Annotated in this window: 3 protein-coding genes; all 3 read right to left on the bottom strand. The window is 41.7% G+C overall.

What is annotated here, in order from left to right; genetic code table 11:
• Positions 1-215: 215 nt before the first annotated feature.
• Positions 216-311, bottom strand: coding sequence for a photosystem II reaction center protein T (locus AC3DU7_RS30140; protein WP_011613950.1), 96 nt, complete (start codon positions 309-311; stop codon positions 216-218).
• Between the two features lie 183 nt (positions 312-494).
• Positions 495-2,021, bottom strand: a complete 1,527-nt coding sequence (gene psbB / locus AC3DU7_RS30135) for a photosystem II chlorophyll-binding protein CP47 (RefSeq protein ID WP_488042917.1) — start codon at positions 2,019-2,021, stop codon at positions 495-497.
• A 499-nt stretch (positions 2,022-2,520) separates the two neighbouring features.
• Positions 2,521-2,912: hypothetical protein (locus AC3DU7_RS30130; RefSeq protein ID WP_488042916.1), on the bottom strand; the 392-nt coding region annotated here is incomplete at its 5' end.

The following is a 2,912-nucleotide window of genomic DNA, read 5'->3' as shown; positions in this document are numbered from 1 at the left end:
GGGGTCTCACCGCTTGCGCCTGTCGGCGGCGCGGGGTCCGACCGCAAGCGAGCTGGCGTCGTCGCGGGGTCGCACCGCTTCTGACTTCTGACTTCTGACTTCGTTAATTAGCAAGCCCTATTTAAACTTAGAAGAAATGAGTACTGAATTTTGAACTCAGTACTCACTCATCATAAAAAAAGCAATTTATTTGATAAAAAATCGATCAAAACTAATTACTTTCCAATTCTGGGAGGATCGCGGAAGGCGATCGCAAAAAATATCACACCTAAGGCCAAAGCCAATACTAATATGTAAGCTGCGCTTTCCATAAGGGAATTTCCTGAAAATCCGGTTCTATATTAGTTTACCAGTTGAATGTAAAAAAAAGTCCAACGAAAATACTTTGTAACTTTTATCAAAGTAGTCGCTGGACTTTTATCGAAAATTTAAAGATGAGAGATACCTAGTTTTCTTAGTGGTCTACTTTTATTATTTGTTAAACCACAATTGCTTTAGGTTTCCTTCCTACGAGTACTTAGGTCTCCCAATTTCTGGAATAGACCAAACTCTACTTGTTCCTCTAGATCTGGGTCAATACCTGCAAATACATCGCGGAATAAAGTCCGACATCCGTGCCAAATATGGCCGAAGAAGAAAAGTAGAGCAAAACAAGCGTGGCCATAAGTAAACCAGCCACGAGTGCTAGTCCGGAACACACCGTCAGACCCTAAAGTTTCTTGGTCAAACTCAAAAGGTTCACCTATCTGAGCTTTACGAGCATATTTCTTAACATCTGTAGCTTTAGTAAATGTTTGACCATTAAGATCACCGCCTAAGAAGCTAACTGTTACGCCCTTCTCCTCAAAACTATATTTTGATTCTGAACGACGGAAAGGAATATCTGCCTTGATTACACCATCAGCATTAGTCAAAATAACTGGGAAAGTTTCAAAGAAGTTTGGTAGACGACGCACAAATAATTCCTCGCCATCCTTATCCTTAAATATTGGATGACCAAGCCAACCTTGAGCCAGACCATCACCATTATTCATTGGGCCAACACGGAAAAGACCACCTTTGGCAGGGCTATTACCAACATAGTCGTAGAAAGCCAATTTTTCAGGAATAGTTGACCAAGCTTCTGAAGCAGTTTTACCTGCTGCTAATTCAGATTGAACGCGACGATCGATTTCTTGCTGGAAGTAACCATTGTCCCATTGATAACGAGTAGGGCCAAATAATTCAATCGGGGTAGCCGCACAGCCGTACCACATTGTGCCAGCCACAACAAAGGCTGCAAAGAAAACTGCTGCAATACTGCTGGAGAGGACTGTTTCAATATTACCCATCCGCAAGGCTCTGTAGAGACGTTCTGGCGGTCTTACAGATAGGTGGAACAAACCAGCAATAATTCCCACAATTCCTGCAGCAATGTGGTGGGCAACAATTCCACCAGCATTAAATGGGTTAAATCCTTCCGGTCCCCAGGCCGGGGCTACTGGCTGAATAGAACCCGTTAATCCATAGGGGTCTGATACCCACATTCCCGGACCAAATACTCCTGTCAAATGGAAAGCCCCAAAGCCAAAACAGAGTAAACCAGATAAGAATAAGTGAATACCAAACATTTTTGGTAAGTCTAGAGCAGGTTCTCCAGTACGTTGGTCAAAGAATAGCTCTAAGTCCCAAAAAACCCAGTGCCATACAGCAGCTAGGAATAGAAGACCAGAAAGAATAATATGAGCTGCTGCTACACCTTCAAAAGACCAGAAACCAGGGTTAGAGGCTGCTTCACCAGTAACACTCCAGCCACCCCAAGATTGGGTAACACCTAGACGTGCCATAAATGGCATGACAAACATTCCCTGACGCCACATCGGGTTCAGGACTGGATCGCTAGGATCGAAGATTGCTAGTTCATAAAGGGCCATTGAGCCAGCCCAACCTGCTACTAGAGCAGTGTGCATTAGATGCACAGATATTAGTCGTCCTGGATCGTTCAGAACAACTGTATGTACTCGATACCAAGGTAGTCCCATTGACTACACTCCTCCTTATTAAGTGATGTCTATACTGAAAGCTTTTTTCTTTTGTTTGTTATGTCCTTATGTGACATACTCCCACACTAACCATTCGGTATAGTGTCGGCTTCTCGCTTCGTAGTCCTGCTATTGCATCGGACTCAACGAGCTTTAAGGACAGGATGCCCCACCGCCCTTTTTGCATATCGAAAAACTACGCGCCTAGCTGCGCAATCAGATTTTACGCTTATCACCGATTTATCTCACGCCAAATCAAAGATTATGGTGTGAAGCTTCTCGGGGATTCAGCTAAAATTGTCCTAATTTTAGTCCAATTGCCAATATAGTTACGAACAACATGGCCTATTTTATCAGATAGGAGCATAAAAATTAAAACTATTTCAAGAATTGTATAGAGTTTTTAAGTTAATCGCAAGCATACATTACAAAAGGAAGAAAGTTGATGATTAATATTTAGTTAGATCGACTTTTGAGTTGAAACTCAAGCCTAATGACTTTAGTTGATTTGACAGATGGCTGAGGTGGTACAAAGATATTCCAACACTTTTTCAGAATTAATCAAGCGAGTCAACACAACATTGCCAATATTCTGATTAGAAGCAGACTTTTGGGCTTCAGCAGTTGGATAAATCTCTACCATCAATACTGCATCTTCGACTTGATGCAGCCACATTTTTTCATTTTTATCCAAAATACAAAGATTCATTTTTTTTATATCTGGTGCCCGTCTCCAAGCTGTTTCACTCCAGAGACCACCGACAGTCCAAACTCTACCTACGGCCCACCCCTCTGATAAGAAGAAGTATTTCACAGAATTTAAATATAAACTTGAGTAATTTATCAGAAAGTTTATCAAAGATAGGAGCATCTTTAACTGTTTAAAAAAAT

It is taken from the genome of Okeania sp., from assembly GCF_983059655.1.
The sequence above is the reverse complement of the archived record's forward strand: the minus strand, read 5'-3'. Positions and strand labels throughout refer to the sequence as shown.

Excerpts from the sequence above, each read along its gene's own strand:
- psbB (WP_488042917.1), bottom strand. The coding sequence starts at position 2,021 with ATGGGACTACCTTGGTATCGAGTACATACAGTTGTTCTGAACGATCCA.
- AC3DU7_RS30140 (WP_011613950.1), bottom strand. The coding sequence starts at position 311 with ATGGAAAGCGCAGCTTACATATTAGTATTGGCTTTGGCCTTAGGTGTG.